14 protein-coding genes and 1 tRNA gene are annotated in these 12,815 nt (G+C 71.0%); 12 read left to right on the top strand and 3 right to left on the bottom strand.

What is annotated here, in order from left to right:
- Positions 1 to 27: 27 nt before the first annotated feature.
- Entirely contained in the window at positions 28 to 396 is a 369-nt protein-coding gene (locus ACWED2_RS05460) for a hypothetical protein (RefSeq protein WP_449689213.1), read from the top strand.
- Positions 393 to 1,181, top strand: coding sequence for a hypothetical protein (locus ACWED2_RS05465; RefSeq protein ID WP_449689214.1), 789 nt, complete (start codon positions 393 to 395; stop codon positions 1,179 to 1,181). Before ACWED2_RS05460 ends, ACWED2_RS05465 begins: the two co-directional genes overlap by 4 nt.
- Here the strand turns inward: ACWED2_RS05465 and ACWED2_RS05470 are convergent.
- Positions 1,159 to 2,652, bottom strand: a complete 1,494-nt coding sequence (locus ACWED2_RS05470; RefSeq protein ID WP_449689215.1) for a S10 family peptidase — start codon at positions 2,650 to 2,652, stop codon at positions 1,159 to 1,161. The genes ACWED2_RS05465 and ACWED2_RS05470 overlap by 23 nt on opposite strands.
- Before the next feature lie 37 nt (positions 2,653 to 2,689).
- On the opposite strand from ACWED2_RS05470, the gene ACWED2_RS05475 reads away from it, so the two are divergent.
- The 4 genes from ACWED2_RS05475 to ACWED2_RS05490 all read left to right on the top strand — a co-directional run bounded on the left by ACWED2_RS05475 (position 2,690) and on the right by ACWED2_RS05490 (position 6,102).
- Complete coding sequence (locus tag ACWED2_RS05475; RefSeq protein ID WP_449689216.1) at positions 2,690 to 3,187, top strand: hypothetical protein; 498 nt, start codon at positions 2,690 to 2,692, stop codon at positions 3,185 to 3,187.
- On the top strand, positions 3,184 to 3,867 hold the full coding sequence (locus ACWED2_RS05480) for a uracil-DNA glycosylase (RefSeq protein WP_449689217.1): 684 nt from the start codon (positions 3,184 to 3,186) through the stop codon (positions 3,865 to 3,867). Before ACWED2_RS05475 ends, ACWED2_RS05480 begins: the two co-directional genes overlap by 4 nt.
- An 84-nt stretch (positions 3,868 to 3,951) precedes the next feature.
- Positions 3,952 to 5,286, top strand: a complete 1,335-nt coding sequence (locus ACWED2_RS05485) for an NAD(P)/FAD-dependent oxidoreductase (protein WP_310973783.1) — start codon at positions 3,952 to 3,954, stop codon at positions 5,284 to 5,286.
- A gap of 126 nt (positions 5,287 to 5,412) precedes the next feature.
- The gene (locus ACWED2_RS05490) at positions 5,413 to 6,102 is read left to right on the top strand and encodes a Crp/Fnr family transcriptional regulator (RefSeq protein WP_449689218.1); all 690 of its coding nucleotides are present in this window, start codon (positions 5,413 to 5,415) and stop codon (positions 6,100 to 6,102) included.
- A gap of 6 nt (positions 6,103 to 6,108) precedes the next feature.
- On the opposite strand, the gene ACWED2_RS05495 is transcribed toward ACWED2_RS05490, so the two are convergent.
- The gene (locus ACWED2_RS05495; RefSeq protein ID WP_449689219.1) at positions 6,109 to 6,633 is read right to left on the bottom strand and encodes a hypothetical protein; all 525 of its coding nucleotides are present in this window, start codon (positions 6,631 to 6,633) and stop codon (positions 6,109 to 6,111) included.
- 175 nt (positions 6,634 to 6,808) lie between these two features.
- On the opposite strand from ACWED2_RS05495, the gene ACWED2_RS05500 reads away from it, so the two are divergent.
- The 6 genes from ACWED2_RS05500 to ACWED2_RS05525 all read left to right on the top strand — a co-directional run bounded on the left by ACWED2_RS05500 (position 6,809) and on the right by ACWED2_RS05525 (position 12,593).
- Complete coding sequence (locus tag ACWED2_RS05500; RefSeq protein WP_449689220.1) at positions 6,809 to 7,549, top strand: Crp/Fnr family transcriptional regulator; 741 nt, start codon at positions 6,809 to 6,811, stop codon at positions 7,547 to 7,549.
- 38 nt (positions 7,550 to 7,587) lie between these two features.
- On the top strand, positions 7,588 to 8,820 hold the full coding sequence (locus ACWED2_RS05505; RefSeq protein ID WP_449689221.1) for a hypothetical protein: 1,233 nt from the start codon (positions 7,588 to 7,590) through the stop codon (positions 8,818 to 8,820).
- A complete protein-coding gene (locus tag ACWED2_RS05510; protein WP_449689222.1) occupies positions 8,817 to 11,147 on the top strand; it encodes a hypothetical protein in 2,331 nt (776 codons plus the stop codon). The genes ACWED2_RS05505 and ACWED2_RS05510 overlap by 4 nt, the downstream gene beginning before the upstream one ends.
- A complete protein-coding gene (locus ACWED2_RS05515) occupies positions 11,144 to 12,118 on the top strand; it encodes a hypothetical protein (protein WP_449689223.1) in 975 nt (324 codons plus the stop codon). Before ACWED2_RS05510 ends, ACWED2_RS05515 begins: the two co-directional genes overlap by 4 nt.
- Positions 12,115 to 12,477, top strand: coding sequence for a hypothetical protein (locus ACWED2_RS05520; RefSeq protein WP_449689224.1), 363 nt, complete (start codon positions 12,115 to 12,117; stop codon positions 12,475 to 12,477). Before ACWED2_RS05515 ends, ACWED2_RS05520 begins: the two co-directional genes overlap by 4 nt.
- Before the next feature lie 42 nt (positions 12,478 to 12,519).
- Positions 12,520 to 12,593: transfer RNA gene (locus tag ACWED2_RS05525), tRNA-Leu, on the top strand.
- 33 nt (positions 12,594 to 12,626) lie between these two features.
- Here the strand turns inward: ACWED2_RS05525 and ACWED2_RS05530 are convergent.
- Complete coding sequence (locus ACWED2_RS05530; RefSeq protein ID WP_449689225.1) at positions 12,627 to 12,797, bottom strand: hypothetical protein; 171 nt, start codon at positions 12,795 to 12,797, stop codon at positions 12,627 to 12,629.
- Between the last annotated feature and the right edge of the window lie 18 nt (positions 12,798 to 12,815).

Consider the following 12,815-nt stretch of genomic DNA (forward strand, 5'->3'; position numbering starts at 1 on the left):
CGTGTACGGCCGGACAGGGGAGGGTCCATGGGGGAACAGGTACCGAGCCGGGCCGAGTTCGTGCAGGCGGCGGTCTGGCTGGGGCGGCGCGGGGTGCGGGTGGGCATTCCGTCGCGGTTGCTCGCCACGCGGCTGGGCGTCCGCGGCAATGCGCGCCCCCTGTGGGGCCGGCAGGTGGTGATCGCGGGCGCCTTCGGCTACCAGTGCCTGCTGTACCTGCCCGGCGTCCGCGGCGTGGAGATGACCGAGAGCAAGAGCCTGCTCGCCCTCGGTGCGGTCGTGAGCGCGGTGATCGTGACCGGAGTGCTCCGCCGCCCGGTGCTCCCGGACGGCGGCTACGGCATCCCGCTGCCCGCCCAGGCCGTGGCGGGCTGGTCACCGGAGGACGCCCGATGATCGCGTCGACCGAGGTGACCGAGGCGGAGCGGTCGGCGGCCGGCCGCTGGCTGGTCAAGCTGGGTGTCGAGGTGCCGACGCTGACCGAACTGCTGGCCCTGCGGCTCGGCCTCCGCGCCGGCGCCCGGCCGCCCGGGTCGTGGCGGTGGATCGGCGTGGGCGTGCTGGGGTACGCGGCCGCCGCGATCGGGTTCGCCGGCCTGGAACTGCTGCCTGGTGTCCGCGGCGGAGAACCGATGGGCAGTTCGTACGTCTTCTTCCTCATCATCGCCCAGCACCTCGGCTACTGGCTTCCGGCGCGCATCCGCGACCGCCGGGCGCTGGCGCGGTTCGGGACGCTCGCCGGCCCGCCGCGGACCGAGGTGATCGGCTGGTTCCTCGCCGCGCCGCTGGTCACCTTCGGTGGCGGCGCGGTGCTCGCCGTGACGATCTTCGCCACGACACCGTTCCGCACGTACGCCTGGAGCTGGCTGCTCCTGCTGGCACTCGGCGCGGCGGTCACGGCCGCGATGGCGACCGACGTCTTCCGGCGTCCCGTCATCGCCGAGGACGCGACGTCCCGGGCCGTGGACACCGCACTGAGGCTGCACGACCTGCTCATGGCGATGCCCGGGATCTACGCCGTTCCGGTGCTGGTCGACCTGCTGTTCGGCCACGCCGGGCCGCCGGAGTACACGCCGTGGCTCGCCGGCTACGCCGTTCTCGCGGTGGCGACGCAGATCGTCGTGGGTGTCGCGCAGTGGCGGCGGCTGCGGGCCGTGCTCAGCGGTTCGACGCCTTCTTGACGAACTTCGCCAGGTCCTTCGACTGCTGCACCCGGGTCGGCTCGTGGATGTACATCATGTGGCCCGCCGGGTAGTACGCGGTGTCGATGTTCTCGCGCAGCTCCTCCGGGATCTGCAGGTGGGCCAGCACGTGCTCGGCCGCGTAGTACGCCGTCGCGCCGTCGTAGTGGCCGAACGCCACGTGCACCTTCAGGTGCGGGTTGGCGCGCATCGCCGCGCTCAGCGAGTCCACCACCGACACCGAACGGCCCTCGAAGTCCGAGTACGACCAGGCCTTGAAGGTGTCCTCGTGGATCAGCTCGTACGGCAGGTCGTTGGCGTACCCGAGCTCCGCCCGCACGTAGTGGTTGAACGCCGCCGCGTAGGCGCCGATCACGCGGGAGATCGACGGGTCGTCGCTCATGTGCTCGCGGCCGCCGTCCGGCTCCCACGTCGTGAACCGGCCGTCCATCCGGCCGACCACCAGGCCGCGGTCGCGCAGCAGCTCCGTGAAGAACCGGACGTGCTCGATCCGCAGGTTCACCCGGTCCACATAGGACTCGGTGAGCCCGGTCAGCGACGCCAGCGTGGCCACCGCGTCCGTCCTGTCCTGAGTGGACAGCCGGGCGCCGCGGGCCAGCGCCCACGGCAGGTCCTTCGCCGCGAAGTCCTCGGCGTCGGCGAGGACGTCGTCGAGCGGGCGCTCGCCGTGCAGGCCGTGGTAGTGCGCGATCGCCGCGTACGTCGGCACGTACAGCGAGTACGGGAGGTCGTTGCCCTCCGTGAACTGCAGCGTGCCCAGGTCGAGCACCGACGAGATGAGCAGTAGGCCGTTCAGGTAGAGCCCGTGCCGGTCCTGCAGGTGCGCGGCCAGCCCGGCGGCGCGCAGCGTGCCGTACGACTCGCCGGCCAGGAACTTCGGCGACAGCCAGCGCTCGTGGCGCGACACCCACAGCCGGATGACCTCGCCGACCGACTCGATGTCGCCCTTGAAGCCGTGGAAATCCTTCGTCTCGCCGCCGTCGGACGCGCGCGAGTACCCGGTCGACACCGGGTCGATGAACACGAGGTCGCTGTGCACCAGCAGTGTCTCGGGGTTGTCGGCCAGCCCGTACGGCGGCGGCACCAGGTCGTCGACGTCGCCGGAGAGCACCCGGCGCGGCCCGAGCAGGCCCATGTGCAGCCAGATGCTCGACGAGCCGGGCCCGCCGTTGAAGGCGAACGTCACCGGCCGCGACCCCGGGTCGGCGTCGTCGAGGGTGTAGGAGGTGATGAACACCTCGGCCTTCGCCTTGAAGCCCTCGGACTTGCCGTCCTTGACGATCTCCTTGCGGAGGACGATCCGTCCCGCTTTCGCCGTGTACGCGAGCTTCTTCCGCTTCACGGTCAGCGTGTGCTGGGTCGTGACGACGTCGTCGGTCGGCTCGGCCGCGACTTCGGCCGTCTCCGCGGCCTTCGGCTCGGGAGCCTCTTCGGGAGTGCTGTCCGCCATGGACCCAACTTAGCCGGGCCTGTGGCAGGGTGATCCGGTGCCCATCGAGGACTGGCCGTCGACGGTCGAGGAGGCGCTCGCCGTGCAGGACCGGCTCCGCGGCCGGGTCGAGCTCGCCGACGACTGCCCCGAGCTCCCGCCGACGGTCACCGGCGGTGGCGAGTGCTCCGCGTCTGCGGACGCGCCGGAGACCGCGGAGCCGGCGGCGCGGACGCGAGCCGGCTGCCTCGAACGGCCCGGCCCGCTCGCTTTTCACTCGTGGTCACCCGTACCGACCGCGCCGAGCCGGGTGCCCGCCGGCGCCGGCCACCGGCCGTCGTCCCCTCGGTGCTCCGGGCGGCCCGAGTCCGGCTTCAGCACGCCTGGGGCCGGCGAATCGCGCGACGAGCTTGGCGCCCACCGCTCGCGGGATCCGGAGGGAAACAAGCCGGGTCACTTCTCGGAGGGGCGCCCGAGCAGGCCCACCCGCGCCGTGACCCCGCGCTACCGCCTGCTCGAAGCCGCGCTGCGGGCCTCCCGGGCGGCGCTGCGATGAGGTCGCTGGCCGAACTGGACGCCGCCGTCGCCGGCTGCCGCGCCTGCCCGCGGCTGGTCGCCTGGCGCGAAGGCGTCGCGGGCACCAAGGCGGCGTTCCGCGGCGAGGAGTACTGGGCCCGTCCGGTGCCCGGCTTCGGGCCGCCGGACGCGTCGCTCGCCGTCGTCGGGCTGGCGCCCTCGGCGCACGGCGCGAACCGCACCGGCCGGATGTTCACCGGTGACCCTTCGGGTGATTTCCTGTTCCGCGTCCTGCACGAGGTCGGCCTCGCGTCCCAGCCGACATCCGAGCGGCCGGGCGACGGCCTCGAGCTGTACGGCACCCGGCTCGTCTCGCCCGTCCGGTGCGCGCCACCGGAGAACAAACCGACGCCGGCCGAGCGGGACACCTGCCGCCCGTGGCTGGCGGAGGAGCTGACACTGTTACGTCCGACACTGCGGGCGATCGTGGTGCTCGGCGCGTTCGGCTGGCAGGCGTTACTGCCCGTGCTGGCCGAGGCGGGCTGGCCGGTGCCGCACCCGCGGCCCGCGTTCGGCCACGGGACGGTCGTGGAGCTGGGCGACCTGCGGCTTTTCGGCTGTTATCACGTCTCGCCGCGCAATGTCCAGACACGCCGCGTGACCCACGCCATGGTGGCGGCCGTCTTCCGCGCCGCGACCTCGGTGACAGCGCCGGACTGAATCGTTACGGAAACCGCCGCGACGCTGGTCACAGCCGAATGGGGCCCCCGAGCGGGGTCGCGGCGAAGGTGTCACCATGAGGACATGGCTGCTGCGAAGTCGAAGTCGGAACCGACTCGGATCCTCGTCCTCGGTGGTGGGTACGTCGGGCTCTACACGGCGTACGGCCTCCAGAAGATGCTCCGGGCCAACGAGGCCTCCGTGACCGTCGTTGACCCGCAGCCCCACATGACCTACGCGCCGTTCCTCCCGGAGGCCGCGGCCGGCGCGATCGAGCCCCGGCACGTCGTCGTGCCGCTGCGGCGGGTGCTGAAGCGCTGCCACGTGCTGACAGCGCGCGTCACCAAGATCGAGAACGAGAAGAAGTCCGTCACGGTCGAGGCGGCCGACGGCCACATCGAGCAGCTGGGCTACGACATCCTGGTGGTCGCGCTCGGCGCCGTCGCGCGCATCCTGCCGATCCCGGGCCTGGTCGAGGAGGGCATCGCCTTCAAGACCATCGGCGAGGCGATCTACCTGCGCAACCACATCATGACCAAGCTCGACGAGGCGGCCAGCACGCTCGACCCCGAGCTGCGCAAGCGCCTGCTGACGTTCACGGTGGTCGGCGGCGGCTTCGCCGGCATCGAGGCGCTGGCCGAGCTCGAGGACATGACCCGGTTCGCGGTGGAGAACTACTACCCGAACATCAAGACCTCCGACATCCGCTGGGTGCTCGTCGAGGCGGCCGGCCGGATCCTCCCCGAGGTCCGCGAGACGCTCGGCGTGTACACGGTCGAGCAGCTGGAGAAGCGCGGCATCGAGGTCTACCTGTCGACGGCGGCGAAGTCGTTCGAGAACGGCCACGTGGTGCTGTCGGACGGCACGGAGTTCGACACGGACACGATCATCTGGACGGCGGGCGTGAAGGCCAACCCGGTGCTGGCCAACTCGGACCTCCCGCTGGACAAGCGCGGCCGCCTCGAGGCGACGGCGGCGATGCAGGTCGTCGGCCACCCCGACGTCTGGACGGCGGGCGACAACGCGGCGATCCCGGACCTCTCCCGCACGGAAGAAGACCCGACGGCCACCTGCCCGCCGAACGCCCAGCACGCGGTCCGCCAGGCCCGCCTCCTGGCGAAGAACATCATCAAGGTCCTGCGCGGCGGCAAGCCGAAGGACTACTTCCACAAGAACCTGGGCGCGGTGGCGAGCCTCGGCCTCCACAAGGGCGTCGCGGACGCGCTGAACCTGAAGATCAAGGGCTTCCCGGCGTGGCTGTTCCACCGCGCGTACCACCTCAAGGCGATGCCGACGTGGAACCGCCGCATCCGCATCCTGTTCGACTGGATCCTGGGCGGGCTGTTCCGCCGCGAGGTGATCTCGCTCGGCCAGATCAACAACCCGAAGGACGAGTTCGCGCGCGTCTCGAAGTCCTGACCCGCTTGGCGAAAGCCCCCGTGCACCGCGGTGCACGGGGGCTTTCGCGTTCCGGGACGGCCGTTCTCGGCGGTGGCACCGGGGGAACGCAGGTCCTACCATCCCGGGTGAGCGAGGGGAGGGGCGGTGAGCCGGCCGGCCGAGGCGAGGTTCCCCCAGGGCAGCTTCTTGGCGGGGCTGTCCCGGACGGCGCGAACCGCCTTGCTGGAGCTCGGAATCGCGCGGGAGTTCGGCCCCGAGAAGGTGCTCCTGCGTGAAGGAGACCTGAGCACGCACGTCTTCTTGCTGGTCGACGGCTGCGTGAAGATCACCGGGACCACTCCGGAGGGCCACCTGGCCCTGCTGGCGATCCGGGTCGGCGGCGATCTGGTCGGGGAGCTCGCGGCGATGGACGGCCAGCCCCGGGTCGCCACCGTGACCACCGCCGGCCGGGTGCGGACCCGCCTCATCTCGCAAGGCGAGTTCCGCCGCTTCCTCCTCGGTTTCTCGGACGTCGCGCTGGCGGTGACCGGCAGCGTCGGCGCGAAACTCCGGTGGGCCACCCGGCGGCGGATCGACTTCGGCAGCCGTGAAGTGCGGGTCCGGCTCGCCAGGGTGCTGCTCGAGCTCGCGACTTCGTACGGCGTCCCCGCCGGGTCCCACCTCCGGATCGGCGTCGCACTCACCCAGCCGGAGCTCGCCGCGCTGGTGGGCGCCGCCGAGCCGACCGTGCACCGCGCGCTGGCCGGGTTGCGGCGGGAGAACGTCGTGGAGACCGGCTACCGGCGGGTGTGCGTCTGCGACCGGGCCCGGCTCGAGGCCGTCGCCGACGGCTGAGTGGGCTCACGGGACCGCTGCCGCGACGATCAGGGTCAACGCGCTCGCGAAGAGCACGCACGTGCCGGCCAAGGCGGACCGCACGTGGCGGTGCTTGCGCATCGCCAAGGAGGCCAGCAGCCGGGTGAGTTCCTGGGCCTGCTCGCGCTGAGCCGCCCGGCCGGAAACGGCCGTTCCGGCGGCGATGCTGGGAAAAGCGAACTGGTTTTCGCTGGAGGGGGCCGTCGTTCGCGGGCGGATCGCCAGCAGGATGTGCAGCGAGGCGTAGGCGTAGGCCATGGCGAAGCAGATCAGGGCCCCGAAGAACACCGTTCGCGGCACCGAGCCGGACCTGGCGCTCCCCAGCAAACCGGCTTGGGTGGCCACCAGTGCGGTGATCATGGTCTGGACGGCCACCACGGTACGGGCCTTTTCGTCGGCGTGCTGGACCGCGCCCTGGAAGAACGTGATCGTGGTGAGGGTGGTGGCCAGCTGGTCCCCGCCGCGGCCGTTGCCGAGGCCGGCCGGTGTTCTCCTGCGCGTCGCGTCCATGGGTCTCCTTTCCCGGTCGGTCTCGATCGTCGCCGCCCCGGGCCGCCGGCATCCCGTCGTGCGACGGATTCGCGTCCGACAGTCCCTTCTTCCGGATGGCGAAAGCCGCTTTTCGACGTGGTGCGCGACGGCGGGGGCGGCAACGGTGGAGCGTGGGGCACGCTCGAGGAGGGGAATGGAGCTGAACCAGAAGCCGTGGCCGAAGGGCAGTTTGCTCGGCCGGATGTCCGGCCGGACCCGAACCGGTTTTCTCGAACTGGGGACCGCGGTGACCTACGGCGCGCGCCAGCAGGTCATCCGGCAGGGCGAGGAAAGCCACCACGTGCTGGTGGTCCTCGACGGGATCATGAAGGTGTTCGTGGACACGGAGTTCGGGCGTCCGGTGCTGCTGGGCCTGCGTGGCCGGGGAGATCTGCTCGGCGAGATGTCGGTGCTGGAAGGCAGGCGACGATCCGCCAACGTGACGACCTGCACCGCTGCGCACGTCAGGCTCGTCAAGAGCGCGCAGTTGAAGAACTTCCTCGACCGCAATCCGGACGCGTGGGCCGCGATGGCGGCGTCGCTCAGCTCGAGGCTGCGCTGGGCGAACAGCAGGCGCGCCGAGTTTGTCGCCTGTCCGGCACCGCTGCGGGTCGGCCGGGTGCTCGCCGACATCGCCGGCCGGCACGGCGTGCGCACGCCGGACGGCTGGGATCTCGACGTCGCGCTCACCCAGACGGAGATCGCGTCCTTGGCCGGGGTGGCACTGGCGACGTTCGAGAAGGCCCTCCAGCTGCTGCACCGGTCGGGTCTGGTCCGGCGGCGGTATCGACGGATCGTAGTCGACGATCTCGAGCGGCTGGCCCGGTTCGGGGTCCCTGACCGGCAGAACCCGTATCAATACGGGATGGGCGAAGCGGACGTGGCTCAGAGTTAGGGACCGAAGCGCAGATCGATCTTCCGGAGGAGGCCGCGTTGCCGGACCACACCGAGTTCTCGCGGGCGTTGCTGCTGGCCGTCGACATGTGGCGATACGGGGCCCGTGACGGGCGGCAGCAGGCCGAGCTGCAGCAGGCCCTGGCGGACGCGGTGTCCGACGCGGCCGGGAGTGCCGGGCTCGATCGAGCGTCGTGGGTGGTGCAGGACAGCGGTGACGGCTTCCTCGCCCACATCGGCGACGGTTCCGCCGAACCCGCGCTGGCGGGGCGGTTCGTCCGGGAGCTCGATGCCCGCCTCGGGCGGTTCAACGACGCTCGGCGTCCGGAGCAGCGGCTGCGGCTGCGGCTGGCGCTGCACCACGGTGGATCCGTGCCGGCCGCGCACGGCTACGCGTCGGACGGACCGGTCCACGTCAGCCGGCTCGTGGATGCCGAGCAGGCGCGAACGGTGCTGGGCCGACTGCCGGAGGCCAACCTGGTGCAGGTCCTTTCCCAGCCGATCTTCGACGGGTGCGTGCGCCAGTGCCTCACCGAAGTTCCCGCGGCCGAGTTCACCCGGATCCGCGTGGACCTCCCGGCGAAGAACTTCACCGCCGCCGCCTGGATCCGCGTGCCCGGCGTGCCCGCCGAGGTGGTGGCCGAGCTCGCCCGTCCCGAGTCGGTGGTGCTGGAGCTGCGACCCGATTCGCCCGTCAGCGCGGATTTCCTGGACCGGGTGGTGCGGACGTCGTTCACGGCGGCGGGGATCGCCGCGCCGGACGAGGTGACCGAGGACGGTGCGGCGCTGGTGATGGCACTGCCCGCGGGCACGCCCGGTGAGCTCGTCCTGGGCGTGTGGCTGCACCACCTGAGCGAGGCACTCGACGCGTGCGCGCCGGACGTGCGGATCGCCGTCGGGGTGGCTTTCGGGCGGGCCACCGCGGCCGCTCGCGAAGTGGCCGGCAGTGCCGCCCGGTTCCTGGCCGGCATCGACAGTCCCGTCGTGGTCGTGGTGACCGACGACGTCCACCGGCGGTTCGTCGCCGGGTCCTCGGCGCGCATGGTGCTGGCGGACAGCTACCGGCCGCTCGGCACCGGCCCCGAGTCCTGGGTGCGCGTTCCGGGCTGCTCGGTCCCGCCGAAACCCGCGCCGCCAACGGAAAAGGCGGCTTCGACGACCGCGCCCCGGATCGGCGTGGCGTGCGGGCCGGTCTCGAACTTCGAGAACGGGACCTTCCACGGACCGGTCGTCGTCGGCTCGTGGCACGACAACCGGGGGGCCGGCCGATGAGCGACAAACCCGCGGGGAAACCGCCCGCACCGCCCGCCGCGCCGGCGGCCGCCAAGGCAGCTCCGAAAGCCGGAAGCGGTCCGGAAAAGCCGGACACGCCGAAACCCGCGGCCCCGAAGCGTGACGCGGCGCAGCAAGCCGAGTCGGAAAACGAGAAAGAGCGAGGTGACGACGAAGCCAGGGGCGTGAAGGAAGCCCTTTCCCAAGGGGAACGCTACCTGTCGCCCAAGCTCGCGCAGTACGCGCCGAACGCCACTTTCACCCATTCCCACATCAGCCAGGTCCAGATCGGCGACCGGTACGAGATCTCCCTCGGCCGGGAGATCTCGCGCCGGCCCGGCCCGGTTCGCGAGGACATGCTCGAATGGGTCAGAGCCCGCTACCTGCCGGTGGATTGCCACCAGGACATGGCCGACATGCTGGAGCAACGCAATGTCATCCTGGTGCGGGGTCAGCCGGGCACCGGCCGGGTCACCACGGCGCTGCACCTGTTGGACCGGGTGGCCAGGAGCAGGGTGTTCCGGCTCCGCACCGGCGAGAACGTCAAGTCGCTCGTCACGGCCGACTTCCCGGAGAAGAACGCGGGCTACGTCGCCGAGCTGTCCCGCGGACTGGCCGGCGCGCTCACCGAGGAGAACCTCGACGAGCTCCGCGACCGGCTCAAGAAGGCCTCTTCGTTCTGTGTGCTGATCGCGCCGTCCGACCCCCGATCGGCGGAGATGTTCGGCGGCTACGCGTTCGACCACAAACCGCCGGACCCTGGCGAGCTGCTCGCGAAGCACGTCCGGCACGAGATCCGGCCGGAGGACCCACCCGGGATCGAGGGCGACCTCGCGGACCTGCAGGCGGCGTCGTGGACCGCCGAGGCCTTGGGCCCCTGCCCGCGGCCGCAGGAGTCGGTGCGGATGGCCACACTCCTCGTCCGGCACGCACGGGGTGAGATCACCCGCGAAGACGTCGAGCGAAAGGCTGCTTCGGCGGTTTCCGATCAGGTGACCGAGTGGTTCGCCGCCCTGCAGGGGCTCTCGCCGGGTGCCGAGCTCGACGAAGCGCTTCGGCTGAGCGCTTTCCGGGTGGCGCTGGCCGTGCTCAACGACTCGCCCTACAACCTCGTGGCCGAGGCGGCGGAACTGCTGGGCGGCAAGTTCGTCGCCGCGACCCGCAAGGACGACGAGTACCAGGTTCCCCTGTTCGCCGACGACCCGGAAAGCAGATTGCCGGCGCTGCGCGCGAAGATCGTCGACGGCTTCGCGACGTTCGGCCGGGAAGCGGTGCCCATGCCGCTGATGAGCTTCCACGATCCGCGGTACCCGACGGCGATCCTGGACCACGTCTGGCAGTACCACTACCGGATGCGCGACCCGATCAACGCGTGGCTGACGAAGCTGACCGAGGACGAGCGGCCGATGATGTGGGTCCGCGCGGCGCAGGCGATGGGCTACCTCTGCCGCCGCGACTTCGTCTACGTCTACACCAAGATGATCCGGCCGCGCGCCGTCGACGGCGCGCGCGGGTGGCTGCTGGGCAACCGCCGCCTGTCGCCGGCGATCGCGCTCGACCAGGCCGCCCAGGACGACGACCTCCGTCCGGCCATCATCGAACGGCTGGAAGATTGGCGGCGATCGAGTTCCCGGCCGCTGCGCTGGACCGCCGCGGCGACGTACGGCTTCGCGCTGGGCCGCCTTCGCGTGGACGAAACACTGGAGGAGCTCAGGGTGCTCGGCACCCCGTCCGAGAGCCGCGAACCGCTGGACGAAGGCGACGACTGGGACGTCGTCTGGATCGCCGGGTACAGCGTGGCGAAGCTGCTGGCCTTCGGCCGGGTGACCGAGGTGCTCGACTGTCTCCGGCGGTGGCTCGACAGCGATCGGAGCAGTCTCCGTCGGCTCGCCCTGCGAAGCCTTCGGCACCTGACGGACTTCTACGGTTTCGAGCTCGACCGCCTCGAAATGGCGGCGGCGGACCGGCCCGCCTTGCCTGCCGGTGCGGAGCAGTGGCCGTTGCTGCTGACCCTGCATTCGCAGGATCCGGGGCTCACCGAGCCGATCTGCGGCTTGCTGCGGCGGTCGCTGCGCAACCGCGAGGGCGACGCGCTGGCCCGGCACTTCCTCGCCCGGTGGATCCGCTGTGCGGAGCACGACCCGGCGCTGCTCGACGTCCTGGCCGGGTTCATGGTCCGGCTCGTCGAGAAGGAGGGCGACGAGCAGCGGCTCCTCTACCTGATCGGGCGGCTGACGAAAGACTGGGCCGATCCGCTCGAGCCCGATGTGGCGGAAAGGCTGACCGCGTCGATTCGTGCCCGGACCGAAATGAGGGTGGTCGTATGACCGAGGAAAAGGTCTCCGGAGAAGCCGAGCCGAAGGAAGAGGAGGCCGAGCAGCAGAAAAAGCCCGAGCCGTCCGTGCCGGACTCGGAGGGCGACCGGCCCGCGGTCCGGACGCTCGACGGCTCCGCCTACCAGCCCATCGTGGGCGACGACCGGGTCGGGCGCCTGGGCTTCGTGCGGAACCGGGCGCCGATGCGGCCGTGGGTCGCCCGGGTTTTCGTCCAGGGCAACGGCCGGATGGTCACCTTCGGCCGGCACCAGCAGCCCACCGCGGGCGAGCTCCTGTGGGGCGGCTTCCGTTCGGTCTTCGAGGTCGACCTTTCGCTGCAGCAGCTGTCGCTGGAGATCGCGCTGCCGAGCATGGGCGACGCCTTCGTCTTCCGCGCGGAAGTGGACGTCCAGTGGCGGGTGAAGAAGCCCGAAGTGGTCGTCGCCGAGGGGATCAGGGACATCCGGCCCGTCCTCGTCCCGCCGTTGCTGGCGGGCTTGCGGGAGGCGAGCCGGGCGCTGATGGCGGCGGACGTGCAGACCGCGGAGAAGGCGGTCAACGCGCAGTTCTCCGAGAACTGGCTGCTGGCGGACCACGGGCTGTGGACGAACGTGCTGGTGCGGCTGCGGATGGACGAGCAGAAGGAGCGCAACGTCCGGTTGGAGGCCGAGGTCGCGGCGTTCAAGGAACTCATCAAGGGCGGCGACCTCGACCAGTTCGCCTTGCAGCTGGCCCAGAACCCGAAGGAAGTAGAGCCGGTGGTCCGCGCACTCGTCGAGGAGCGCGACACGCACCGCCGGGAGGTCTTCGACTTCATCACCCGCCTCATCGAATCCGACGCGCTCGATCGTTGGCAGATCGACGACCAGGTCCGCATCGTGATGCAGTGGATGCAGGCCTCGATCAACCGAGTGCTGACCGGAACGGACGCGGCGCGCCAGCTCAGCTTCGAAGAGCAGTCCTCGTCTCGCGGAGGTGCGTGATGTGGCCCCTGTTCCCCGAGGCACTCCCCGGTTTGTTGCTGGTCATGACGGTGGCTTGCGTCAGCGTCCGGTTCGTGGTCCCGGTGGCCCTCAGGACATTGATCGAGCCGGCCCGCGACGCGGTGACCCTGATCGCGGCGCTGCTGGTGCTGCCGGAGTACTGGGTGAGCACAGCCCGCCGCCGCGCAGGCGAGGCCCCACCACACCTGGCGTACGTCTACGGCAACGGCGTAACCCGTTTGGCTTGGCTGGGCGACCGCGGGGTGGCGCTGGCGTTGCGCTCACTCGCGCGGACGGCGGTTCGAGTCCATCCCTTGGTGGTCGGCTTGGTGGCGGCGGTCTGGAAGCTGACGGCGTAGTCCTGTGGGGCGGCTGGGAGGCGTTCGCCTAGAGTGTGCGGTGCCCCCGTAGCCCAATCGGCAGAGGCAGTCGACTTAAAATCGATTCAGTGCGGGTTCGAGTCCCGTCGGGGGCATTACCTCGTCTGCACGTTCGCTGTCTTCGCGGTCTAGTGCGGGTCGCCCATGGCTTGGCGCAGGACGGCGGCCTGGCGGCGTTCGATGTTCGCCACGGTCCGCTTCAGCCGATCTCCGTCAGCCAGGGCTGCGCGAGGGAGGTCGCCGAAGACCCGCTCGGCGAAATAGTCACCGGGGGCGTTCCCCCAGGGAGGGCGGGGCATGCGCCATGACCGGCATCG

It is taken from the genome of Amycolatopsis sp. NPDC005003 (assembly GCF_053600695.1).

Excerpts from the sequence above, each read along its gene's own strand:
- ACWED2_RS05460 (WP_449689213.1), top strand. The coding sequence starts at position 28 with ATGGGGGAACAGGTACCGAGCCGGGCCGAGTTCGTGCAGGCGGCGGTC.
- ACWED2_RS05465 (WP_449689214.1), top strand. The coding sequence starts at position 393 with ATGATCGCGTCGACCGAGGTGACCGAGGCGGAGCGGTCGGCGGCCGGC.
- ACWED2_RS05470 (WP_449689215.1), bottom strand. The coding sequence starts at position 2,652 with ATGGCGGACAGCACTCCCGAAGAGGCTCCCGAGCCGAAGGCCGCGGAG.
- ACWED2_RS05480 (WP_449689217.1), top strand. The coding sequence starts at position 3,184 with ATGAGGTCGCTGGCCGAACTGGACGCCGCCGTCGCCGGCTGCCGCGCC.
- ACWED2_RS05485 (WP_310973783.1), top strand. The coding sequence starts at position 3,952 with ATGGCTGCTGCGAAGTCGAAGTCGGAACCGACTCGGATCCTCGTCCTC.
- ACWED2_RS05495 (WP_449689219.1), bottom strand. The coding sequence starts at position 6,633 with ATGGACGCGACGCGCAGGAGAACACCGGCCGGCCTCGGCAACGGCCGC.
- ACWED2_RS05500 (WP_449689220.1), top strand. The coding sequence starts at position 6,809 with ATGGAGCTGAACCAGAAGCCGTGGCCGAAGGGCAGTTTGCTCGGCCGG.
- ACWED2_RS05510 (WP_449689222.1), top strand. The coding sequence starts at position 8,817 with ATGAGCGACAAACCCGCGGGGAAACCGCCCGCACCGCCCGCCGCGCCG.
- ACWED2_RS05515 (WP_449689223.1), top strand. The coding sequence starts at position 11,144 with ATGACCGAGGAAAAGGTCTCCGGAGAAGCCGAGCCGAAGGAAGAGGAG.
- ACWED2_RS05530 (WP_449689225.1), bottom strand. The coding sequence starts at position 12,797 with ATGCCCCGCCCTCCCTGGGGGAACGCCCCCGGTGACTATTTCGCCGAG.